Genomic DNA, 4,018 nt, shown 5'->3' on the forward strand with positions numbered 1-4,018 from the left:
TGCCTCCTCCGCTAAAGATTTTCTGTCTTTTACTAAATTTTGAAGATGAGAATCAAAATAGCTTAAAGCCATTAGCATTACTTGTTTTTCTTCATGTGTAAAATTCATTTTGTTACTCCAAAAACTTCACAACTAAAGCGACAATAGCCGCACTTACCCTAATATTGAAAAATCAAAAAACACCATCAAAACTATTGTCAGTGACAAATACCTCCCCAATCATCCAAGCCTGAAAACCAACACTAGACCAATCGGGTCTTAATATTTCAAAGAGTTCATTAGCTTTCACTGCTAACTCATTTTGTTGATGAATGATATTAATTAACTGAGAACACACGGAGTCTAATTCATCAAAAGTACCAATACCATCATTGATTTTGGTTTCTAATTCGTTCAGGATATTTGGGTTCATAATCATTACAAAAAACACCAAAACCCTGAAGCGATAGCGCCCAAAGCAAAGAATACTCTGGGCATTTCTATTTAGATAACTTCAACACCAAATGCCAGGGTTTTCACAAACTCATCAAACCGACATTCACGGAGTTTCTTGGTCCATACTTTGCGATCGCCATCCCAATGAAACCTAGCATTACTAGCCAAACTACGAGTTTCATATTCAACCAATGCCTTCAACTCAATCATCGGTGAATTGGAGACAAATATCGCTTGGTTCACTATTTCTGGTAATATCTGTTTACGCCGATTAAAGCATTCCACCAATAACCGGACATCATCACCAGCCCTGTGTACTGTGCTGACACCGATACCCATCCACAAAGCTAAATCAGTGAGTTTGTAACTGTCATTTTTAGCAGGATAACCCCAATCAAAATCCTTCATGGCACATAACCAATCAGGAGTAAAATTAGTCCATGAAAAATCATCATCAATCAATAGTTTATCTACTAATGGTGCATCAAATTCAGCATTAAAAGCAACTGTTTGACACTCCCCGCTCTAAAGAGACGGGGATTCTTAAGATTTTACAATCCTAATATCTTGTTTGCACAAGTTCCCAAACTCAACACGGTTGCACAAAAGTGCGTGCTGATATCTTTTGGGCGTTTAGCTGTTAAACAGCAAGTTTCGCGGAGTCCCCACGTACTATTTTGAAAGCTCTATCTCTAATTGTTTTGGCAGCACTAATATCGGCGTGTTCGTGATACCCACATTCAGTACAAATGAATTTTTCACCATCACGGTTTGACTTATCAGTATGCCCACAATTTCTGCATTCTTGACTGGAGTATTTAGGATTGATTTTAATGATAACTTTTCCTTGCTTTACAGCGAGATACTCAATTTTTAAAATCAAATCACTCCAACTTGCGTCAGAGATAGAACGGTTTAACCCCTTTTTTCTAGATTGTCCATTATTTAAAAATCTCCCAGTTTTTTCATCGGTTTTGACTTGACAACGCTTCAACATACCAGAGATATTTAAATCTTCTAAAGCAATAGCATCAACCTTTCTAGAAACTATTGTCTTAGCAACATTCCATTGATAAGCTGTTCGTTTATCTGTAATCTTTTTGTGAAAACGTCCTACATTATTAGCTGCTTTTTTACGATTCTTGCTGCCTTTGACTTTACGATTAACCCGTCGCTGTCTAATTTTTAAGGTGCGTCTAGCTTTTTTGTTGGTTGAGAATCTAGGATTATCAATTTGATATCTGTCGGAGAGATGGACAAGTTTAGTTATTCCTAAGTCACAACCAAGAATAGAATTAACTTCGTTTAGCGGTTTTTTTGCATAGTCTGGTATGGTTTTATCTTCAATCCTAATTGAGACATACCAACCATCTTGACGCTTTCTCAACGTGGCAGCTTTGATAGTAAATCCTGTTGGTATTAAGCGAGAATTGAAAAACCGCATCCATCCCAACTTAGGAAGATAGATTTTACTACCTTGAACTTTTATACCCATTTGATAAGTAAAAGATGTAAAATTACTACGGTTTTTAAACTTAGGAAAACCTCTCCCTTCAAAAAAGTTTTTATAGGCAGTGTCAAGGCGTTTGACGTTTTGCTGTAGGACTGTAGAGTCAATTTCAGCAAACCAAGGTCTAGCTTTTTTTAGATATGGTAATGCCGTTATTTGAATATCACCAGCACTGCGTCGAGGGTTTTTGAGGTTGCCATTCTTATCGGTTTTAGCATCCTTCCACGGTTCTCCACTTGCTCCATTTTTACTAACAAAACAGGTTAGTGGACAAGCTTCTCCCCTAGTCCTAATATCGCAATAGTCGCCTTGAATAAATTGCTGGTTGTATTGAGCTATTCTGTCAGCCAAGCTCCAATTGTAAGTAGACCGGAGCATATCTAGCCACTTATCCATTTTATTGGACTGGCTAATATTAGGACGTAGCTTATATACATAATTTGTTAGCAAATATAAGTCCCTCGTATTGTTGATTGCTCTACTTGATTATGCACTAATTATATACAAAACGGCGAGTTAATATTTTAAAGCTATGGCTAAGTTTTCCCCAGATGAATACAGGCACGAAAGTAATGCAGTATCACTACTGAATTACCACTTTGTATTTATTCGTAAGCGGCGAAAAAAAGTGCTAGTAGGTGCTATTGCACCAGAGGTTACAGCAAATTATCTGTGAGTTGGTTATAGAAAATAGGTGGAAAATTATTGCTATGGAGATTATGCCGGATCATGTCCATCTGATTTAAAACGTGAAGCCGACCGATGATCCATCTAGTATAATGAGAAAAATCAAGGGGGAGCTTTTCATCATCTTAGAAAAGAATTTCCCGAACTTTTAAAAATACCCACGTTATGGACACCAAGTTATTTTGTTAGTACCGCTGGAAATATTTGCACGGAAATGGTCAAGAAATATATTGAACAGCAACGCGATTAACGTCAATGCAGGATTTATCCTGCAACTAGCCTTCATCCCTTGTCTAAAGCACAGATGTGTTCTCCTGAGTCAAACACATCTTCAAGGGTTTTCGGCATTTCTCTTATAAGCTCATAGACTCGTCAACAAATGGATTTTTAGTTGTCAACTCCCAAGCAATGCCATTAACGAACTCTGCGGGGTTTTCTGTCACTGGTAATAATGCTGAAACACTACAAATCGCCCCGGTTTCCCTGATATTCTCACCAACTTGATACAAAGTTGCTGCAATCTCACATACCTTTGCATCATTAATATCGGTGGTTTCGGTGTCAATAATTAATAGTTTCATTGTCTACTCAGGTGTTTAAATAATCACTTTCTCTAAGCGATAGCACTCCTTAAAAAAAAGACCCAAGGTTTCCCCTGAGTCCTTACTTGTCCGTGAATCCTTAATGACTACTGTTGACTTTCTGGTAATGCCAACTTAGTAGGTGCTGGTAACAAAGCCTTGACGGTTTCATCAAAGCCTAAGCTAGTATCATACTTTTCCAACACCGCAGACATTTTAGTTCTTGTTCCCATAAACAAAGCTGGGAAGTTTTCTTCATCGGGGTGAATGTAAGTCCCTACTTTGCAGCAGAATGACCGATTTTTACCTTCACCTTCCTTAACACCTTTAAACTCCACATCAACAACACACAATGACCGCCATCTATCATCTTTACCACTGGGTTTCTTGTTGAGCATTCTGGCAAATGTCAATTCAGCTTGAGAGTAATACTGTTCCAAAGCTTCTCGTAAACTCCACAGCGATACATTCTTGAATCTGATTCTAATTGGGGTTTCATGGAGAAAATTGTTGGCATTATCTAGAAACATTATTAAATGCTCTGAAACTGCACTCATCATTTTCTTGTCAATTTCTTCAGAATATTCGTCGTACCAACCAATCATTATTCCTTCTAATTCTCGGTTATCTTTCAAATCAGTTTTATATCTCAAATAGGGACGCACATTACCCAAGATTATCATTCTAGCATTGGTAATAAATAATCCTTTCTCAACACCACCTGATAAATCCTTTTCAACTATTTCGGGAGTTCCAAACCATCCAGCTTTTGCTAAACTCTTTTCAGGAATGAATAACCCGGCCA

General features: G+C 37.6%; 5 protein-coding genes and 1 pseudogene. 1 reads left to right on the top strand and 5 read right to left on the bottom strand.

Annotated elements, in window-relative coordinates; all coding sequences use genetic code 11:
- Window positions 1-172: 172 nt before the first annotated feature.
- The 3 genes from FJR08_RS22335 to FJR08_RS22345 form a co-directional block, all read right to left on the bottom strand.
- Complete coding sequence (locus FJR08_RS22335) at window positions 173-412, bottom strand: hypothetical protein (RefSeq protein WP_254435831.1); 240 nt, start codon at window positions 410-412, stop codon at window positions 173-175.
- A gap of 71 nt (window positions 413-483) precedes the next feature.
- Window positions 484-897 (bottom strand): hypothetical protein, encoded by a 414-nt coding sequence (locus FJR08_RS22340; protein WP_174783213.1) that lies wholly within the window; start codon window positions 895-897, stop codon window positions 484-486.
- 178 nt (window positions 898-1,075) lie between these two features.
- A complete protein-coding gene (locus FJR08_RS22345; RefSeq protein WP_168634625.1) occupies window positions 1,076-2,395 on the bottom strand; it encodes an RNA-guided endonuclease TnpB family protein in 1,320 nt (439 codons plus the stop codon).
- Window positions 2,396-2,477: 82 nt separating this feature from the next.
- Here FJR08_RS22345 and tnpA point away from each other — a divergent pair.
- Window positions 2,478-2,882, top strand: a pseudogene (gene tnpA, locus FJR08_RS22350) (IS200/IS605 family transposase).
- Window positions 2,883-2,985: 103 nt separating this feature from the next.
- On the opposite strand, the gene FJR08_RS22355 reads toward tnpA, so the two are convergent.
- Window positions 2,986-3,213 carry a hypothetical protein gene (locus FJR08_RS22355; protein WP_174783215.1) on the bottom strand — a complete coding sequence of 76 codons (228 nt, stop codon included), beginning with the start codon at window positions 3,211-3,213 and terminating at the stop codon, window positions 2,986-2,988.
- 107 nt (window positions 3,214-3,320) lie between these two features.
- Window positions 3,321-4,018 (bottom strand): DUF5895 domain-containing protein (locus FJR08_RS23875; RefSeq protein ID WP_254435832.1); only part of this gene is annotated, 698 nt, incomplete at its 5' end.

The sequence above is a fragment of the Dolichospermum sp. UHCC 0260 genome (genome assembly GCF_009711985.1).
Classification (GTDB): domain Bacteria; phylum Cyanobacteriota; class Cyanobacteriia; order Cyanobacteriales; family Nostocaceae; genus Dolichospermum; species Dolichospermum lemmermannii.

Coding starts and splice junctions, on each gene's coding strand:
- FJR08_RS22355 (WP_174783215.1), bottom strand. CDS start 3,213: ATGAAACTATTAATTATTGACACCGAAACCACCGATATTAATGATGCA.
- FJR08_RS22335 (WP_254435831.1), bottom strand. CDS start 412: ATGAACCCAAATATCCTGAACGAATTAGAAACCAAAATCAATGATGGT.